Source organism: Bacteroides ovatus, assembly GCF_001314995.1.
Classification (GTDB): domain Bacteria; phylum Bacteroidota; class Bacteroidia; order Bacteroidales; family Bacteroidaceae; genus Bacteroides; species Bacteroides ovatus.
On record NZ_CP012938.1, the window covers coordinates 3,664,391 to 3,685,327 of the forward strand.

Annotated in this window: 11 protein-coding genes; 1 reads left to right on the plus strand and 10 read right to left on the minus strand. The window is 40.4% G+C overall.

Going from position 1 to position 20,937, the window contains the following annotated elements:
• A complete protein-coding gene (locus Bovatus_RS14500; RefSeq protein WP_370445263.1) occupies positions 1 to 1,527 on the plus strand; it encodes a sensor histidine kinase in 1,527 nt (508 codons plus the stop codon).
• Positions 1,528 to 2,006: 479 nt separating this feature from the next.
• Here Bovatus_RS14500 and Bovatus_RS14505 read toward each other — a convergent pair whose 3' ends face one another.
• From Bovatus_RS14505 to Bovatus_RS14550, 10 genes are all read right to left on the minus strand, one after another.
• Positions 2,007 to 3,398 (minus strand): FAD-dependent oxidoreductase, encoded by a 1,392-nt coding sequence (locus tag Bovatus_RS14505; protein ID WP_004296560.1) that lies wholly within the window; start codon positions 3,396 to 3,398, stop codon positions 2,007 to 2,009.
• Positions 3,399 to 3,417: 19 nt separating this feature from the next.
• Positions 3,418 to 5,451: a hypothetical protein gene (locus Bovatus_RS14510; RefSeq protein WP_052587852.1), complete on the minus strand. Its 2,034-nt coding sequence runs from the start codon at positions 5,449 to 5,451 to the stop codon at positions 3,418 to 3,420.
• Between the two features lie 174 nt (positions 5,452 to 5,625).
• Complete coding sequence (locus Bovatus_RS14515) at positions 5,626 to 6,729, minus strand: glycoside hydrolase family 88/105 protein (protein WP_059365520.1); 1,104 nt, start codon at positions 6,727 to 6,729, stop codon at positions 5,626 to 5,628.
• Between the two features lie 11 nt (positions 6,730 to 6,740).
• Complete coding sequence (locus tag Bovatus_RS14520) at positions 6,741 to 9,671, minus strand: glycoside hydrolase family 2 protein (RefSeq protein WP_004296564.1); 2,931 nt, start codon at positions 9,669 to 9,671, stop codon at positions 6,741 to 6,743.
• Between the two features lie 14 nt (positions 9,672 to 9,685).
• Positions 9,686 to 10,831 (minus strand): glycoside hydrolase family 130 protein, encoded by a 1,146-nt coding sequence (locus Bovatus_RS14525; RefSeq protein ID WP_004296565.1) that lies wholly within the window; start codon positions 10,829 to 10,831, stop codon positions 9,686 to 9,688.
• Between the two features lie 98 nt (positions 10,832 to 10,929).
• A complete protein-coding gene (locus tag Bovatus_RS14530) occupies positions 10,930 to 13,641 on the minus strand; it encodes a glycoside hydrolase family 2 protein (RefSeq protein ID WP_004296566.1) in 2,712 nt (903 codons plus the stop codon).
• 331 nt (positions 13,642 to 13,972) lie between these two features.
• Positions 13,973 to 15,700, minus strand: coding sequence for an endonuclease/exonuclease/phosphatase family protein (locus Bovatus_RS14535; protein ID WP_004296567.1), 1,728 nt, complete (start codon positions 15,698 to 15,700; stop codon positions 13,973 to 13,975).
• A 50-nt stretch (positions 15,701 to 15,750) separates the two neighbouring features.
• Complete coding sequence (locus Bovatus_RS14540) at positions 15,751 to 17,619, minus strand: hypothetical protein (RefSeq protein WP_004296568.1); 1,869 nt, start codon at positions 17,617 to 17,619, stop codon at positions 15,751 to 15,753.
• 150 nt (positions 17,620 to 17,769) lie between these two features.
• Positions 17,770 to 18,834 carry a DUF4973 domain-containing protein gene (locus Bovatus_RS14545; RefSeq protein ID WP_004296569.1) on the minus strand — a complete coding sequence of 355 codons (1,065 nt, stop codon included), beginning with the start codon at positions 18,832 to 18,834 and terminating at the stop codon, positions 17,770 to 17,772.
• Positions 18,835 to 18,858: 24 nt separating this feature from the next.
• Positions 18,859 to 20,937, minus strand: a complete 2,079-nt coding sequence (locus Bovatus_RS14550; protein ID WP_004296570.1) for a RagB/SusD family nutrient uptake outer membrane protein — start codon at positions 20,935 to 20,937, stop codon at positions 18,859 to 18,861.

The following is a 20,937-nucleotide window of genomic DNA, read 5'->3' on the forward strand; positions in this document are numbered from 1 at the left end:
ATGATATTTTGTTTGAGCATAATGGCTTATGCGCAAACTCCCCAAGACAGAGCCACAGAACTAAAAAAACAAGCACAAAGCAGTCTTAATCAAAAAGATTACATCAAAGCACGTTACTTATTCAAAAAAGCATACGAAGCATTTGCAAGCCGCGAAAACTATCCACAAGCAATAGAATGTGGCGTTCAGGCTAATGCTTTATACGTCAGAGAGAACTTTTACAAAGAGGGATTCGAGCTTTGCCGTGACATGGAGCAGCTTCTATGGACCGGAGAACAGAATAAAAAGAAAGTCTTTTATGACCTGCGTTTCCTTATAAACAAGGAACGATTGCAGATGTACACCGCACTGAAAAATCCCGCACAAGCAAAGACTCAGTTGGATAAACTGGAAGAAATGGCTAATCTTGCAAAGAATGACTCCCTAACGGAGGTACTGTTGTATACAAAAGCCAATTATTACTATACTTTCAACCAAAGTACACAAGGCGATGCCTGTTTCCGCAAACTTATCAACCAATATAAGGAAAAGAAGGACTACGCCAAAGTGAGCGATTGCTACAAGAATCTTATCAATATTGCACGAAAAGGCAATAATGCTCCACTGATGGAACGCACTTACGAAAGTTTCATTGTCTGGACAGACTCGGTAAAAGCATTAACCGCACAAGACGAACTAAATGTACTGAAGAGAAAATATGACGAAAGCCAACTGACCATACAGGAAAAGGACGACTCACTATCTGCCAAGCAATATATAATCATAGGTCTCTGTGTGCTGGCAGTCATATTGGTAGCCGGCCTGGCAATACTGGCTGTGATATTGCTACGATTCATCGCCAACAATCGTAAATTAAAGAAAAGTGTAAAAATTGCCAATGAACATAATGAACTAAAAACCAAATTCATACAGAATATATCTTCGCAAATGGAGCCTACCCTGAATACGCTGGCTACTTCAGCCGAAGAACTGTCACAAAAGGTTCCTCAAGAAGCGGCCCAAATGCAGGGACAAGTCGCAGCTTTGAAGAAATTCAGTGATGACATTCAAGAACTGTCATCTTTGGAAAACTCATTAACCGAGTTTTATGAACTAAGTGAAATCAACGTGGGAACTTTCTGTGAGAATGTGATGGATAAAGTTAAAGAATACATAAAACAGGATGTCACATCTTCAGTCAATGCACCAAAACTTCAGGTAAAGACAAACAAGGAACAATTGGAACGCATTCTTCTCTATTTACTGAAAAATGCCGCTTTCTACACCGACCAGGGTCGTATCAGTCTCGAATTCAAGAAACGGGGAGCGCACACGCACCAATTCATCGTTACGGATACAGGAACTGGAATTCCGGCAGAGCAACAGGAAAATCTCTTCAAACCTTTCACAGAAGTGAAAGACCTGACTACAGGAGATGGACTAGGATTACCGATCTGTTCACTAATTGCTGCCAAGATGAACGGAAGCCTGACACTGGATACGAATTATACGAAAGGAACACGGTTCGTTCTGGAACTTCATGTATAAATTTAGCCAACAGGAAAGCTGTTGTTTCGTTTGATTACTTTTCAAATTGTAAAGTATAGTTATCTTCAACAAAGAATGTTCTAAACGCCAATTTAAGATTTTATAAAAAAACAAACAAATTTCCACATAAACAAATAGTACGTTTTTAATAAACTTTTGAGTAGTTTATTAAGAACGGTATCTGAGTTTATTAAAAACTCTGCCATTGGATTTCCGAGTTTATAAATCCATCTTTTACAACAAAAAGGCTGCAAATTTCATAAAATTTGCAGCCTTTTTGCCTATATCCGGTATATCCTTCCCAATATTTATTAGGGAACACGTCCAGATTTGTTATAATATTATACCATTCAAGTCATCAATTTCATATTCTTTTATCTGTTATTTACAAGGTTTAAGCTCTTTTCCAGACTATAAAGATACAACATTTAAAAGGATTTGTCAAGAGGAACATCCCATAAAATTCATCCCTAATGTATTTATAAGAAATATTGCCCCTCTTCTTTTAATCTTTTGCGTAGAAAACCTACATCAATCTTATGAACATCATTCTTTGTTTGTTTGATAGCATGTACCGCAGCCATTCCGGCAGCTTCACCAGTCACCAGACAAGGTGGCATCACTCGTAAGCTTCCAAAAGCTTCTTCATCAGTAGAAATACAGCGTCCGGCGGTCAATAGATTCTTCATACCTTTAGGAGTCAAGCAACGATAAGGAATTCCATGAGATTCGCCTTTTTTGTAACGCGTCTCTTTATGCCCCGGTTTATGAACATCAATATAGTAACAATTACGTCCGATCTCATCTTCAAATGTTTTACGCTCCAGCCAATCTTGGAAAGTAAACGTATAATCCCCTTCAATCCGACGACTATCTCTAACCCCCAACAAGGAGGCAGTCTTTACAACAAAAGCACTACCAAAAGTTTTAGGCTGAAGTTCTTTCAGTGCCTCCAAGTATTGTTCAGCGATTTGCCTACCGGTAGCCATCGCCCGCGTAGTAGCCCATGGGTCGGTCGAATCAACATTATCAATGTGTCCTGCATTAAATTGTACCACATCCGGACCGATCAGATTACTATTGAAATGTCTGCCTATCAATGGATATTTTCCGGACTTAATCGCGTCAAAGATAGGGCTATTTTTGTTACTCGTATGCAATGAAGGACCTATGAGATTGTAGTTATAGCTATCGACATTAGCAAACGAGAAACACAAAGTAGAACTTTGCAGTATACCATCCTCACCTCCCTTTTTAAATGAAGCACCTGCCCAGGTAGCCACATCTCCATCTCCCGTCGCATCAATAAAGACTTTTGCTTTGAATGCAACAAGCCCGGATTTATTTGCTACGATGATAGCATCTACCGTATCATCAGCTGACATCTCAACAGCAGCAACCCTCGAAAAGAAAAGGACTTTTGCCCCCGATTCAGCGACCATCCGATCGTAAACCTGCATCAAATATTCAGGATTTATATTCACCCAATTCAGTTTTTGCTTTCTCTCATGAGGCACTCCTTTTCTTGATGCCTCGAATATCTTTTCCGCCAAGCCTCGATAAATAATCTTTTCGCCGTCAGAAAACGGACACCATGCCGGAACCATACCTGCTGTTCCCATACCGCCAAGTTGTCCCATTGCCTCAATCAGCAAAGTTTTAGCTCCCTCCCGGGCCGCAGAAATCGCAGCAGTACATCCAGCAGGTCCTCCACCAATTACAATAACATCCCACCGATCATCCACTGCAATCTTGGTATTCTTTAAACGTATCTTGGATTGTGTGGTATTTCCATTCACATTAAGAGCGGGAACTGCAAAAGCAGCAGAAATCAACCCAGCTTTTTTAAGAAAATCTCTTCTTGATGTCATTACAAATTAATTTATTATATTACCTTTCCATAAAAATCTCGGCACGCCCAGGAGTAAATAATTCCCATAAAGAAGCAACAGTCCATCCGGGTGCGAAAATGTCATTATAATATCCTTTGCCATTCTTCCCGTAATCCCAACTGGTATGTTGAACAACTTCCGGATAGTAACCCACTTTGGCAATGCCACACATGTGTCCTTCATAAGGCAATAACTGCCGCATAGAGGTTGAAATCACTTCTGCGAAGTTCGAGAAACGGGATTCTTTATATTCGTTCGATAACCAACGAAGTACATCGGCAAATTCAAATACAAACACATCAATATGATTATTTTCTACCGAAACATTTCCCCAGCCACGTGTTTTCAAACCAATATCACCCAGCATCTGTCCGGGAGCAAAAGGAACATCCCACAAATAATACCACGATAATGCAAAATAAGCGGCTTGCTTCGTCAGATCAGCATAATGCTTATGTTCCTCCCCTTTAGTAACTAATGAAAGATAATAGGTAGCAGTTGCAGCATAAAGTGACGCTTCTTTATCTTCGCAATTCGCATCAAGAGTAGACGAGAAATAATCGGCCTTAGAAATCAGTTCTTTCTCCAAATAATCCGCAGTCCGCTTAGCACTATCCAAGTAACGTTTATCCTTAAAGTATTTATATCCCATGACTAAAGGTAATGTAGCCGAAGGAGTACTTCCTCCGCTTTTATCTACAATCGAAAAGTCATCACGAAACTTTCGTGGAAAACTACCATCAGCATTTTGCAATTGCAGAAACATGTTCAACATGTTTTTCAATCGCTGTTCCCATTCCGGATGCTTACGACCTTTTTCTTTTTCATAAGCCAGGAAATGAAAGATTGCATAAAGCCCTTCTGACTGACGACGGATGCTATGAACAGGATCCTCAAAGTTCTTGTCATAATTTACCGATTCCTTGAGAAAACCTGCTTCCGTGAAACCATTCTTCAAATAACTGTCGAATATTTGGGCGCTGTTAGCCTTCAAATCTTCCCGGTTACATTCCCAACCATATTCCCAGGCATTGAATGCATTCAGAAGAACACGCCCTATAAAACCGACCTCTGCCTGCCCATTACTTGTACACGCATCTGTTCTAAGATGTATGCCCGAATTATATACCAACGGATATTTATCTACAAAACTACTTACAAAGAATTGGCTAAGAGTCTGCTTCATATATTCAACTGAATAGGGAGTATCTACAGGCTTAGGCAAATATGTATCATAACAATATTCCCAAGTATGGCGCACAAAATCAGAGTAATCCTTAGCTTCACCTTCAGTAATTTGCCAAGTCAACAAAATCGTCTCTCCTTTTTTAAGATGCTGATAAGCCGTTACAGCCGGAGCTAATGTCAATTTACGGATATAACTTTTAGGAGCCTCCCGATAAGGAAAACCGAAAGAAAGAGTAGCAACCCCATCCTTATTTTCAAATCCGGTATATCCCAAAGAAGTTTTATCCGAGAGAATAATCTCACCTTCACGATGGGTAGCCAACGTGCTATTTACAAATTTATCCAGTCTGTTGACAGTCATAAAACGTTGTTTCTTCTCACAGAAAATCCCGGTGAGAGGCGCGCTTAACCTGTCTTCACTTACAATCCAACTGTCTGAAGTATGAAATGAAGGGGCTTCCTTGGGCGAACGCAGATTACGCCGATACCAGAACCCCGGCATATAGAATAGGCAATCGTTATGACGGAAATCTGTTGCCACCTGCTGACTGTAATTAAAGTAAATATCTTCCAATGCGGTAATAGACACACTAATACGTAACCCATCATCACCATCTACTATGTTTTGAGACACAGTCAACGGCATCTTTTCCGAATTCTCCAAATAATAAGTGCCGTTATTATTTTGAGACTTCTGAAAAGTCAATGGATAACGCTTCGCGTCATTCCCTGGAACTTTCAAGAAAATAGATGCAGAAATCGATTCCGGCACATTATTAAAAGCTCTAGCAATAGTAGCACATGCTACAAAAGCCATCCCACAAAGTAAATATTTCAAACTCATATAAAACATTAATGTGAATCAGCCCGCCTGATTCTATTTGTACTAAATTGTTAAGGCAAAGTTAAAGAACATCCTCCACATTGAATAAAACAAATTGGGCTATAAATAAAAAAAATTATCCAATTTGGCAAAAATCCCCTCCAAAGCCTCAACTAGAGCTCCATACAGAAACGATTATTTTTCCATAAGGGCAGCAGCACACCACAAATAAGGTCCCTGTCCATGAAAATCACCAGTGCGACACGGACGGTCATAATAGTATTGTTTGCTATTCTTTTTATTCGTTCCTACACAGACATTGCCCACCTGATTTTTTTCATTGAGATATGGCACTAAAGCCATCCACGCCTTTCGGGTAGCCGGAGCATAAGCTTCTGCATCTAACCATCCATTTTGAACCCCCTTAATAAAGGCAAAAGTGAACATTGCTGAACCAGAAGTTTCAGTCCAACAATCAGACTTGTCAATCAATTGATTCCAAAGTCCTTCCGGATTCTGATACTTTTTAAGGCTCTCCATCATTTTGAGATAGCCTTCCATAATGCGTGCACGATCTTTATGTTTTTTAGGCAGGCACTGAAGCAACTCCGCCATACCGGCAGCCATCCAGCCATTTCCACGCCCCCAATAATAAGGCACATCCGGGGCATGATAGAAAAGGCCATTCGGACGTTGTAACTCATCCAAGTACATCACCATCTCCTTAGCAGCACGGTCAATATATTTCTTATCCTTCGTTACTTTATAGGCACGTGTCTGTACAATGGTAATCATATACATATCATCAATCCATAAACGTGTTTGCCAAGAATAACCTTTTTCCGCCCATTCCTTTTCATGCGGTTTCACATTTCTCGGAAGCTCCCACTGCGAATCGGCATAAGGCAAACCTAAATAACGATATTTCAGATCCTTCGTCACCAAATAGAATTCGAGAGGAAGACTACCGAACATATTCAAATCAACATGATTCATAATAGGTTGTAAAATCTTCTCTTCGGTAAACAAGAAATCAAACTTTTCTTGTAAACGTTGAATAAGCTCCTTGTCTTTCGCTCCATCAGCATATCGCAAGGCGCCACTCCAATAGAAGGTTTCTGGATAGCCAATCCATTTACCAACATGAAGCGCGTGTTTTTCTGTTAAAAAGCGATATGCTATTCGTTTGCCTATCTCTTCTGGGGTATATCCTTCAGGAAAGTCCTTCAGTAAACTTTTCTGAGCAAACATCAATTGAAAAGGAATCAAAAATAACAAAATCAAGAATTTCTTACTCATAATATTTTTCTTTATCTATTCAACAATATATCTTTCAGTTCAACATTATATCCATCTACCCGCAAAAGCAGTTTATCAACTCCCTCCTTACAATCTACCTGAAAACAAACTTCTTTAGATTCTCCTGGCATCAGATAAAAGTATCCATCATCAAAATAAGCCGGACGAACAGCCGCATCAGTTTTTGCATCCCTTAATGTCAATGCTATTGCAGCGGCCAAGTATTGTCCCGGATTTTTCACAATAAGCCTGCCTTCATAATGATTAGTCTTTTTCGTGAAGTTCTTCACCGAAACATTTACCGAAGAAACTGGTAAATTAGCCAAGACCTTTCCGTCCCATTCCTTCTGATTGAGCCAATAAACATTATCATCCAGCAACTTTCCGTTATTAGTTGTCAACACCAACTTTACCCAGCAGAAATCAGGAAGTCCTTTTATATCATCCAACTGTGTTACAGAAGTCAGCGCATTGGCTGTCACTTGTCCTACCTTATGTTGTAAAGAGCGTATTTTTTTGCCTACTTTATCATAAACAGTAACTCCTACCTTCAAATCTCGATATTCTTTCAGTGTAGTATTAATAATATCCACTTTATGTTGACTATTAAGGCTCATCTGAATATGAAGAGGACGACATGCTTTTTGCGCGCCATAATAAGCACCAGCTGTTTCCCCATTCGAACTGTAGTTCTGCCAAACCATACTGGGCCATGCAGGATGGCTCATCCACAATAATACCCCGGAAGCATCATTCCACATCTTACTGTTCCATGCTTCAAAAATGGCCCGATGGCTTTCGTAATTAATCAATTGTGCTTTCTTGCAGAAATCATCCAAGTTATCAGAACGTCCTAGTTTACGATCCACCCCTTCCTTATAAAGCTCACTAAAAGTCTTACTACCATATCTATGATTATGCCAGTCATGGTAATACCAAACATCACTAATGGGCCATGTATCCTCTTCCGCCATAAACTCACGAACAGTTTCAGCCGTAGGCAGAGAAGGAGTACCCACTTCCGAACGAAATCCTCCAGCTAAAGAACGGTAGTACCAGCCTGCATCAAACTGATAACGCCAAGGTCCGCTTCCTGAACTATTCAATGAACGGGAATTTCCTGTATAATGCCTGCTGCCATCTTCTTTAGCTAAAGTAGCGGCCAACATGTACTCAAGTTCATTCGGAGCAAAACCCTCATTACGTGCACACCATAAAGCGATGGAAGGGTGATTACGGAAACGACGTACCGTTTCAGTCACATTCTTTATGAACAGGCAATTATCTAATGGATTAAGATTAAATCCGTCTGTTGAAAGCCAAAAATCATTCATCACTAACATTCCGTATTCATCGCAAAGCTCATAAAATACTTCTTCCGTACTCTCACCCGTCCAGTTACGAATCATATTATAATTCATATTCTTATGCAACTTCAAGGCAGGTTCCAATCGTTCCCGGGAAACACGCTTCATACCGTCATCCATGCCCCAGTTACCTCCTTTACAATAGATTCGTTGTCCGTTCACCTTTATAACCATGTATTCTTTCATCAGTGAATCCTTTATCAACTCTATTCCCTGTGAAGAAACCGGTTTCAATAAATTGGGGACAAACTCTCCATCATAATTCGTATAGCGGACCTTACTATCCGTTTTTTTACGTTTCACAGCATCAAAAACGGGTTTTCCATCCTGCAAAGCAGCAGTTGGATTATAGTTCAACCGCACCACAGGAGAGTTATCCTCATACGCAGACAATTCATATTCCAACTCACGGATACCGATACGCATTTTTTTGACATCAAGAGTATCTTTATTGGGTGATATCAGGCTCAAAGATGCTTTATATAAATATTGTTCTCCATATCCATTCGGCCACCAAAGACGTGGATTCTTCATTTGCAGTTCCTTACATTCGTGAGGAGTAAGTTTAATCATCCTTTTTTCATTTGCATTCAAAGAAACCGGATAAACAGCAGACACATCTCCTATATTAAAATGTAAATTGGCAGTACAAGTCGTTTTAGAAGAATTATAAATCTCCGTCTGAACGATAAAATTGACTGATGTAGTGTCAGGTAAAGGCAGATCCGTAATTACATGCGTATCAACAATTTCCAGTTCATTTCCAAATTTGATTCTGACATCCTGCCAAATACCCATGTTCCGGTCGCGTATGCCGGGAATCCAATCCCAGCCTTCTGAAGAGATAAAAGTAGGACCGTCTAAGCACAATGCTCCACCATTGGGGCCGATTCCTTCTTTCTTATTTGCTTCGTGAGGAATACCGGGATTGTTAGGCGGAAGAATACGGATGGCCAACAGGTTCTTCTTATCATAATCCACCCAAGGAGTTATATCAAAAATACCTCGCTCAAAAGCACCAACCATTGTTCCTAATAGTTGATGATTGAACCAGATCTCCGCTTTATAATTGATTCCATTCAGAATCAACTTCACTTTTTCTCCCTTCTTACTACGAGGAATACTAAAAGAATTGCGATACCACCAGTCCATCCGGCAAAGCGTATCAGGAATCAATAAATTGTTAAGCCCCCAATAGGGATCAGGGTATACGCCCTGATCCACCAACGTAGTTAATACTGTACCGGGAACTGTTGCCGAATACCATTCGCTTGTACCTAAATCTTGTGCAAATACCGTTTTTTCAGCTGCTCTAGCTTTATATCCTTCTATCATTTCCCAGCCTTTGGAGAGTTGGTACTCCCAATCGGAAAGCGGACTCAATTCTTCGGGCTCTACCACTTTTTTTTTAGGCTTAGCTGTCTGAAATGAATGTTTTGAATGAGGTATCACTTCGGAACTCTGTTTACGAGATAAACCAAAATTCCATTTTAGTTTTTGTGGATAAATGCATTCTGTAGAAGCACACAGAAAAACAATTACACAAGCAAGATATGTATTCAGCCTTATTCTCATCGTCTTATAATCTACTATTTTGTTTTCAATTTCTTCACATCATCACATACCGCTACCGCCACCTGTGAATCCGCACAACCATAATAGAGGTATAGTTTCTTCTTGTGATAAACAAGTCCCTCGATAAATACTGTTCCGTCCTTGTACTGTCCGCTCTTCTCAAAAGGAGCTTCGGGAGCAAAGAAAGGCTTATCCAAACGGTCTAATACTTTATAGGGATCGTTACCATCCAATAAAAGCTGTCCGGCACAATAAGCATTGCCAGGATAGTTAGCATCTCCAGTTTTACCGCTATTCTTACCATTATACACGAGAACAATGCCATGCTTAGTACGAATAGCCGGAGGGCCACATTCTGTCAACAAACTATCAAAATGTCCTTTACGAGGTTGTATGATTTTCATCAGTTCATTCTTCTCATCCAAAACCGGATACCAGTCAATCAGGTTATCAGAAGTAGCAGCATATATAGCATGTTCTCCCCAATACATGAAATACTTGCCATTAACTTTGTCTATGACCAATTGATTTCCTTTCAATTTTGTTAAAATAGACCCCGATTTACAGAAAAGGTTATTAAATCGACCATTATAGGCTTTATCAAAGGCAAGCCCGTGTTTTGTCCAGTTCTTCAGGTCTCGGGAAGTAGCTACTGCAAGGCGTGCTTTTTTCCGATTCCATGCTGTGTAGAGCATCACATACAGTCCGTCTTCGGTCATAGCCACACGAGGATCTTCACAACCACCCGGCCAATCTTGATCTTTAAAATTATCTTCAGCAGGAAAAAGAACAGGATTATCAAGCCTTTTCATCTCAATCCCATCCTTGCTTTCAGCATAACCAACACGTGAGGTTCTTTTACCTATACCTTGGGCCGAATTATCTTCTGCACGATAAAGCACGACAATCTTCCCATCTTTTACAGTAGCAGCAGGGTTAAAAGTGTCACTTTCCTCCCACTTAACTTGCTGCTTACGCATCGGGCAATAAAACTCTGTAGGCTGCGGTGATATGACAGGATTAACTCCTTCAGGACGCAAGAATGGCCCGATCACCCAATTATTATCCTGTTTCTCCTGATTAGTATCTAAAGAAGGCGCATTGGTAAATCCACATGCAGATAATATACCAACTATGCCAATGATAAGTTTCAGTTTCATCTTAGTTCTCTTTTATAGTTAAAAATGTTTTTTATCACGTAATTGATTCTACACTCCTGATATAAAGAATGTAGAACCAATTCACAACCTTACTCTTATTACTTTAGTTTATATTCTTGCTTATTTATATTCCAACCTTTCAGTGCCAATACAGCGCCGTCTTTCAGCTTTCCTTTTGCAGTCTCAATAGTCACCGTTTTCTTTTCACCCGGCATCAGGGAGAAGAAATTATCTGTATAGAATGACGGACGTATCGGACTCATCTTTGAATTCAGGAATTGCAACTGATTAAAGAAAGCAATCTGCCCGGAGGTATTTCTCAAAGTAATATCTACAAAGTAATTGTTATCATCTTCTCTTACTTTATAGGTAAGTTTCACTTTTGCCTGCTTCAGTTTACTCAAATCTTCAAAACCTGAAGCAGCCGGACCGGTCAAAGTTTTGCTTCCTTCATATTTGTCATTAGAACGCCAATAGAAGTTAGAAGAAACATCTTTTCCCTTTTCATCTTTCAGAATCAGTTTAATAAAGTGAACTTGAGATATGTTTTCCGGGAAACGAATAGTCAACGCATCGTTTACCACTCCATCCGAGGGTAGATTAACCACTGCTGATTCTTCAAATACTTTCTTGCTGTTAATATCGTAAACCTGTGCTATCACTTTATAATTCTTAAATTCACGATAATAATCATTCACTACAGACACTGTATTCTTAAGATAGTCAAACTGTGCATGTAATGGTTCTAAAGAGTTGGCAGTATGATAAAGCGACGCTGTCGGTTCCAGAGACCAGTCCCACATACGGGAAGCCACTTGAGGCATAGAGCAGTTATGATACCAAAACAAAAGTCCGGAACAGAAACGATCACCATAATCCAGCTTATTGTAGTTCCATACTTCCCAAATGCTCTTCGAATTAATAGCTCCCAACAATTGCCCTTTCTGTGCAAACTCATCAATGGATGATGATTTTCCGTAGTTATTCACCAAGTCTGTATACATAGTACTCATCAGATGGAAACCATTTCCATCCAGATAATCCCATACTTCCTTATTGATAGGCCAAAGGTCTTTTTCATCCATCATTTCTCGGAGGATTTCCACAGTTGGAAGAGTAGGTGCACCGTATTCCGGATTAAATCCGTCTACACGGCTTCCTCTGGGAGAGGCCGTATTTTCATAATGCTGCATCGGATTTACCTGTTTGTAAGGACTGCCATCATGCACTCCTTCACATTCGGACTGCATCTGGAAGCCACGTGTACCATCCAGTTTATTCAGTAATTCAGGAGTACCGGTAACTTCTGTACTCTCATTAGAAGCAACATAATAAGCCAAAGAAGGATGATTACGAATACGTTTTACGGTAGATTCCACGTTACTCATATAGAGAGCCTTATCATGCGGATGACGAGTATCACCAGTCATCCAGAACTCTTGCCATACCAACAATCCCAATTCGTCACACAATTGGAAGAAATAATCAGACTCTGCAATTCCGCCTCCCCACATTCTTAAAAGGTTGACACCGGACTGGCGGGAGTACCGCAATTCTGCATAGGTACGTTCATCCGAAGTTCTCAACATTGCTTCCGGTATCCAGTTGGTACCACGAATAAACAATCGTTTACCGTTCACATAAAAGACACGTGATTTATCTGGCGTCTTTCTATCCGAGACAATTTCACGAATACCGAATCTTGTTTTCACAGAATCACATTCTTTGCCATCAACTGATACTGTCAGCTTCAGGTCATATAAGTTTTGTGGTCCTTTATTGACAGGCCACCACAGTTTTGGAGAGTTAATAATCAGTTGCGGGAACTCTTCGGGGGAGAAGGTTGCTGTTTTTTCTTCTCCACGCATCAGTCGGAAGGTCTTTTCAAAAGTGATATTTTCACCCACAATTTCACCCTTCACCTTGCAACTGATTACCCGATTACTGGTCGATGGATTGATAATCTCAACCGATACAGTCTCACGAGCCTGGTCATAATCAGGTTTTCGCAATTCAGATTTAACGAAAGGATGGCGTAATGCTACTCTGCCTGTAGCATAGAGGGAAATATTTTTCCATATACCTGTATTACGGTCACGGATACCGTCCATAAAGGTAAAGTCCCAACCTACCGTCATCAACATGGTAGTATTCAAACCAATGTTACCGTTTCCACCGTTATGAAATTCGCCGGCTGCTCCCCAGGATTTCGGCTTCGCACTTCCGGGAACATCTACCGGATAGACCTTTATAGCCAGTCCGTTTTTTCCTCCGATTTTCACAAAATCCGTAACATCAATATAGTCCTGAATAAACATACCGTTCATTGTGCTCAACAAGTTACCATTCACCCATACTTCTGCCCGGTAGTTGATACCATCCAACTGTAACCAGACAGTCTTTCCCTTGAATGACTGCGGTACTGTAAAATCTGTCCGAAACCAATAGGTGTAAAAGTCACGTCCGGTTTCAGAAATATCCGGTATCAATTTAGATTCAATCTTATTATTGATTCCATAATAAGGCTCCGGGTATTTTTGGTTATACACCAAAGAATTCAAAACTGTTCCGGGAACGATGGCCGGCATCCAATTTGCAGTTGCATAATTGGATAACGAAATCTTTTCTCCGGGATCTGTTGCATCTCCAGCTTTTATCATTTTCCACTGGTAGTCGCCCTGATGACCAATTTCAGAATCAAGCCAGATGCGTTGCGCATTTCCGACATTGTTCTTCCCATTCTGTGCTGTCACTACTGCAGCAAAAAGTAATAATAAAATCGGGAAAAAGGTTTTAGCAATGTTGTGCATATTCGTACGTTACAATTTATTGGTTTATATAATCTTAAAAGTCTAAAACGGATGAGGACAAAAATAGTGTTTTCTACCTGTCCGGCATGCTAAAAACAAGTCAATAAATGAAATTTGAGTCCCAAACTGCCATATATTGCCTATTTGAAGGTTATCTAGCAACAGACAAAAAGACATTAGTTAATCATTGGTTTATCCATTACAAATAGTTGGCATGTTAGCTATTAATAGCTGAATTCTCGGATATTAATACCTTACACGACAGGTATTAATACCCGAGACCTCAATAATTAACAGTCTGGAGACTCACTAATTCCGGTGCACCGTTCCGTCATTTCGTAAAGACAAATTCTGTCCGTAATCCCCGGTGATCGAATACATTTTCAAACGGCCCCCAATTAGGAAGAACGATATCCGACGTTTCTGTCTTCTCTCCTATCACCTGACAACTTTTCACTTCCGTGTTGGGAGACAAGGTATAAAGAGTCAAATCTAATCGGTCTCTGGTGTCCTTCTCGCTCGGGCGCGGCGTCCATGTGAATCCCGGATGCGTCACAGGATCCGGATGTATCGTTCGGTAAGCATCACCTTTTATGCCGCCTTCCCACAAAGAACGGGTGGTAGGCCACTGAACAACGTAAGGAGCAAGTTCTGCTTTCAAGGCACCTTCCGTCCAGTCAAGCCATGACGGTTCATTGAAGTCACCCGAGAGACAAACAAAAGGAGTGGTAGACGAATTAAAATCCTCCAGCAGTTTGTCCACCATGCCTTGACGGGCTTCTTTATTGACTTTTACTACATAGTCAACATCGTCCGTACCTTCATATCCTTCATATGCGATACCATTCAACTGATAAGGACCGTAAGGATAGAAAGCACCGTGACAGTTCATCACCAGCACAACAATGCCATCACCCAAGTCGATATAAACACCATACTTGTTTGGTGTAATCCCCGAGAAAGGATAACGTGATATAATGCTGCATTTTCCCTGCCTATTGTTGGAGTGAGTATGAACGTAAAGCCCCTGTGCTTGTATATCAGATTCGGAGAGATTACTGCATTCCTGCGCACAAAGCACGTCCACATCAATTCTATTGAAGTAATCCAACACAACGGAAGTCGATTTACCCCATAAGTTTTGTGTAGCAAGTTTCAACGTTTTGGGTGCTACACGTGTTGCCCAAGTAGCAGCAACTTTTCCATTTGCATCAGCAGACATTTCAATATAGTAAGTCTTTCCACTGCCTACATTCAACGCAAGCCCCACTGGTACCGTTACCCGTACGTCCTGTTCTCCAGAAATCGGATGAGTGATATGCAGCGTAGCATTCACTCCAAAGGTTTCGGCGCACATATCCGGAAGCATATAACATACATCCTCTTGGGGTACACACTGATAGGTCTTTCGGGTTGCTACCGGAAGATTCTCATATTCACTGTAATGTTGAGGTTCGATATGAACATAAGGAACAGAAGAAGCGGCATCCGCAAAAGTCACGGAATTCACTGTAATATCCGAAGCTGTATCCGGATCCTTTTGCAAAACGATCTTAGATGCACGCGGAGCAAGAGTAACCTGCACCGATGCAGACGCAGCAGCTACACGAAGTGTACCATCTTTTTCATTGCCTCTACTGACAAGCATCGCCATCGGATCAGCTAACGGCAATTGAGGAGCATACGCTTCTAAATCCCAATAAGTCTTACCGGAAGCCAACTCTGGGAATTTATCAGCTGTGGTACACAAAAACAGGAATCGATAAACGACGCCTTTAATTACAGAAACCTTTATTTCATTTGCTGCATCCCCTATACTTCCTGTTTTGTCAAACAGATAATTATATTGATCGTCAAAACAGAATATTTTCCATTTCATTCCGTCCAAAGACACAGAAGCCCTGGTGGAGGACATCGTTAGCCCTCCCTCCATATTCAGACTGAAACGTATTTCTTTTGTGTCATCCTCCTTCTGCACATCACTTACATATCCTTCAGCACAAGCCGTGAATAAGCTGGAAATCATTAGAAGAATCACAAATAAAGTATTCTTTAGCATTTCTTACAAATTTAATCATTGAATATATATCCTTTCAAGAATCCATATAATTATTCCCAACCGGCTTTATCACGGATACATCTGTAGGGGATTCCGTAATCCTTCTTCACTGTCCATTCATCGTTAAATGTCTGTCCCGCTATAGTAAGACCTGGCAGTTTGATGTTCACCCAAGCTACGTTCGGCCACGTACCATAACAAGCTAAGTCTTTCACATTGGGAGTAGCTCTATCGTATGGGTATCCCCCCAATATACGCAAATTAGTAGCCTCATCGTCTTTATCGAACCAACAGTAAGTATATAAAGCCTCTGCCACTTGTGATTTAAGATGCTGTCCTACCCACAAAATATAATCTTTTGCCTCTGCATCATTCAATGCTGTCCAACCCTCGGGACAAAGATTCTTCGCCCCCTCATTACCCGTTTTACCTTTCATAGGAGTATTAAACGTATATCCTTCAGTTCCACAGAAATAAGCCTTATCTACTGTATTATGGACAAGATAGGTGGACTGACGACAGTGCACTGGCGAATAGAGCTTCTCTTCCCACGATAGACAAGGAAGCGGAGTGCCTGGATACGGATCGGCAAACCCGATTACCAACAAGTTCTCATCTGAAACGGCTCCGTTAAGATGTGTGATAGCAAACTGACTTGTCTTCTCAGGATGTGCAGTCACCGTGTAAATAATCTCATGACGATAAAGACCGCTACCTGCATCTTTAGTAGATGAAGAAATGGTAAGCCATTTAGGTAGGCTTCCGTCATACGCAGCGTCCAATGCTGCTGAGCTATAATCTGTAACGACACGTTTTATAGTATATGGCATTGTAGCGTCAGCTGCAATCTTTACATAAGTCCCTTTAATATCTGTACCAGCAATGACAGTAGCCTTGTCATCCATTACAGAGATTCCGTCTTCAATCGTCACCCAATCAATTGAAGTACCGTCTTTCCATTCTTCTACTGAGATGTCAAAGCCTGTAGAACCGGCTATCTTTTTCGTATTAAGCTGATAGAGATAGTTGGCCTCCACATTGATATCAGCAGTAAGATTCAGATAAAGAGTCGGCCCTTCCGTATTGGTATTGGCAAGTTTAGTGGTAGCCCATACAACTGTTTTTTCATTCTGCTCAAGAGTTGAAGTCAACTGAGTCGGATAAAGATAGAAACTCTTTCCGTCATTAGCTAAATCAGCTGCCGGTATTTCCAAAACATCAGAAGATATATTGCCTGCATTACCACTTACGTCACCGATGAATCCTTGAGTGTATCTATTCTTAATATATACCTTATCGATCACTAATCCCGATTCTGTTGGATCATTCAACAAATCAAATCTAGCTACACGTCTTTTAAGTTTTACATCAACCTGATTATTGGAAGATTCTACATCGGCAACTGTTACATACTCCTTACCATCTGTTTTGACATTAGACATAACAAATGGAGGATTCAACTTACCACTTTCGGCAACAGTTTTGCTATTTAGTAGTTCATCGATTGTATTTGTTGCACTCATATTAGGGAAATTGCTCTCATTCTCACTCTCCACAATGATGAATCTCTTTTCTCCTCCAGTCGAAGAAGTTAATTCAACAGTATATGACCTTGTATCACCGTTTGCACCTACAGAAGCAGCTGCATAATTTAAGACATACCTTTGTTCATACTTACCTTCTCTGCTAAATTGATAAAAGGCTATTTTGTCATTAGTGCCTCCATTTTCGTCACCTACACCTACTGCCCTTGTAAGGAATGCCCCGGGAGTATGCACATTAAACGTTATTTTTCCTTTGCCTAAAGGCTGTTCCTCGGGGGCTGGGGTTTCATCACTTTTCGAACAACCAACTAATAAAACAGTTGACAACAAAGCCAGACATATATAAATATTCTTTAGAATTTTGTAGTTTTTCATATGTAAACAAATTAATTACGCTCCTTATCCCAAAAGAGCTGACTAAACCATTAATAAATTGTTTTATAGTTCTAAAAAACTTGAGAGGCTGTACCCAATCCCAAATTTGAACACTGCCTCTCAATATTATATTCATCAATCAACAACCCATCAATTCCATTCGATTTGTTGGTCTTCGTCCGGAATCAACGTATTCAAGTCACGTTGCATACTTAATGTACCTTCTACTCTATACTTCATACGGTTACCCGGGCTAAGTGTATAGTCCTCAAATGAGTATCCCATAGACAAAGTGATATAAATATGCTTCAAGTAAGGCTTCACAGGATCATTCTCTTCGACAATCGTATAATAAGGAGCTTCCTTAAATTTGTCGTCTCCTTCGCCCAGCAAGAGAATTTTAAAGTTATTGCCATCCTCTCCCCCGTTATCGGTCCATAATCTCAGTTTCTTCTTCAACTCACTTCCTTCATTCAGCGGTTCATCTGTAAACTCTACATATAATTTATAGTATTTACGGTCCATGTAATTCACATCACGAACTCCCATATAAAACATAATGGTCTTCTCGTCATACACATAAGCTTTATGGGTAGCTAACATGAAATTATCCTTTTGATTCTCCAAAAAAATCTTTAATAGGCTACCATCATACGAACCGGAGTAATCATTGAACGGAATGATATTCAACAATGCTTTCCGATAATGCAGACGGTTGTTCACCTGATAGTTATAAGATGGATCGTCTTGAATAGTCAATGGTAGAATATATTTATCCGACATATCCAACGGTTTCGCATTGTTCTGCCCTCCTAGCGTAAAATCAATAGGTAACAGTGCTTCAGATTCACCTGCAGGCATTTCTACAGTTTCCGGTATGGAATAGTATTGTTGATCCAACAAATGGTAAAAAAGTTCCCGACGGCGTTCACCAAAACGTTCCTGATTCAACACATCCAAAGTATCCTTATCAAGTGCTACATGAATAGTTCTTGCCTGTGTATTCATGGTTGAACCACTCAACAAAACCGGAAGCTGATAAGTCACCACTCCTCCTGGTTTGTAGCGTACATAAGTAGAAGTTACTCCTTCATTATTAATCTCTGCTTTGAAAGATGCCAGCTGTTTGAATTGTTCATCTTCCCACTCATTGTTACATGAAGTGCAACATACTGCCGCCATCATGCCAATCAATAATTTACATATATTATTCATATTTTCTATCCAAATTTAGTAGGTTTATTCCGGATCTTTCCAGCCCGGATTCTGAATCATCCACATATTTCGTTTCATTATATTGTGATGGATTGGCCAAAACCACATCTTCGTAGTAAACATAGTAGGCAACGAAGCGACTTCTATCGGTGTATGAAAACTATCTGGATTTTCCGAAGTCAAATAGATATTACAACCATAAATGGGAAGAGCCTCTTCAACTGGAGCATCACACCAACGACGAATATCAAAGAAACGATGACCTTCCGCAAATAGCTCAATCTGACGTTCTCGTTTTACTTTAAAACGAAACTTCTTTACATCATCGTACACCTCATAATCTGGCAATCCAGCACGAATACGAATAGGCTGAATACCTTCCTTTAAAGCTGTTGCCGAACGTGTGATAGTATACATAGTCTCGCCATTCCAAGAAGGAATCTCATAAGAACCCTCGACCTCATTCAGTGCTTCTGCATAATTCAACAGAATCTCTGCATATCGAATGTCCGGAGCGTACTTTTGAACTACACGACTTACGTCATACGATTTCTCAGAATCTGCTAAATCCTTCGGATGTACAAACTTCTTAATACCAATACCTGTACTCAAATAATTGGTACCTGCTTTGTAACCATCTTGAGCATCTCTGTAGTAGAAAATAGGAACGTTCGTTTCTTCTTTATCCTCTGCACTTGCATTCAACATATGCCATACACTACCATTGTAGGCTACTGATGCATAGAAACGAGGTTCACGGTTCGCATATTGTTTAGAAACACCTTTTCCCAATGGACCTAATTCAGGATAATTAGACAATTCAGACGTTTCAACCACCCCTGAAACACGTGGCTGTTCATTGTAACGGCTTGGGTCGGTATATCCTTCCATACCCTTATACATAGAATTCATACCCGGACAATCGCTACCATCTTTCATATAATAAGCATCACATTGTTTCTGTGTCATGCCATGGCAGTTATATCCGCCTCCTTGTGAACGGGGCAACTGATGGATAACCATTACCCTGATATTCTCAGCACCCTGATTGACACCTCTGGTAAATATAATTTCGTCATTATTGTATGCACCCACTTCTCCATCAAACAAAGAACGGTATGATTCGAACGGATCAATATTTTTCCAACCGTAAGGCCAATCCTGAGAATGGAAAGTTCCATTATCGTCCGGCGGAGTAATAGTTGTCGGGTAAGCCATATCATCACTTTCTCTTTTATAAGCAACATACAATTGATACCGTTTCAATTCCATTACATCCTTAGCAGCAGCAGCAGCTCTTGCCCACTTCCGATTGTCGTATGTATCAGACAGCAACTTACGCCCGCTCTTATCAACCAATGCATCGATCACCTCTGATGGTGCTTGTCCGTTATATAAAGGACTTGCTGCATATAAAAGCACACGTGAACGAAGTGCCAATGCTGCACCACGTGTAGGACGCACAATATTTTGTACGTCTCGCTCGTCGTCCAACATCGTAGCCGCCTTCACCAATTCCTCGGCAATGTAATCTGCACATTCATCATACGTATTTCGAGGATAAGCGATATCATCATACTCTTTCGTATAATCGACCCCTTCATCTGGGACAATGGGCACCGGACCGAATGAACGAATCAGCATCCAATAGAAATATGCACGCAGGAAATGAGCCTGTCCTTTCATATCAGTAATCTCAGCTTCAGTAAGCTCTTTATTTCCATCCACATTATGAATGAAAATGGAAATGTGACGAATCGCTTGATAAGCGGCCTGCCATATATACAAACTGTTTCCACTACCTAATCCTTTTTCCGTATAGTTTCCACCCTTCCAATCTACATAATTCAAATCTATGTAGTACATATCATCTGCAAAATTGAAACTAGTGTTCTTCTTGCTGTTCACTTGTTGCAGATAATCGTGATTCATATAAGCGTATCCCTTTGCCAACCATTCATTGGTATAGTCCTTACTCTGAAACACATTTTCAATGTTAACACGTTCCTCGAAAAGGTAGTCTGAGTCCAAATAATCGGTACATCCGACAACCATGGTACTCACTCCTAATATAAAACCTAAATTTATTATAAGTTTCTTCAT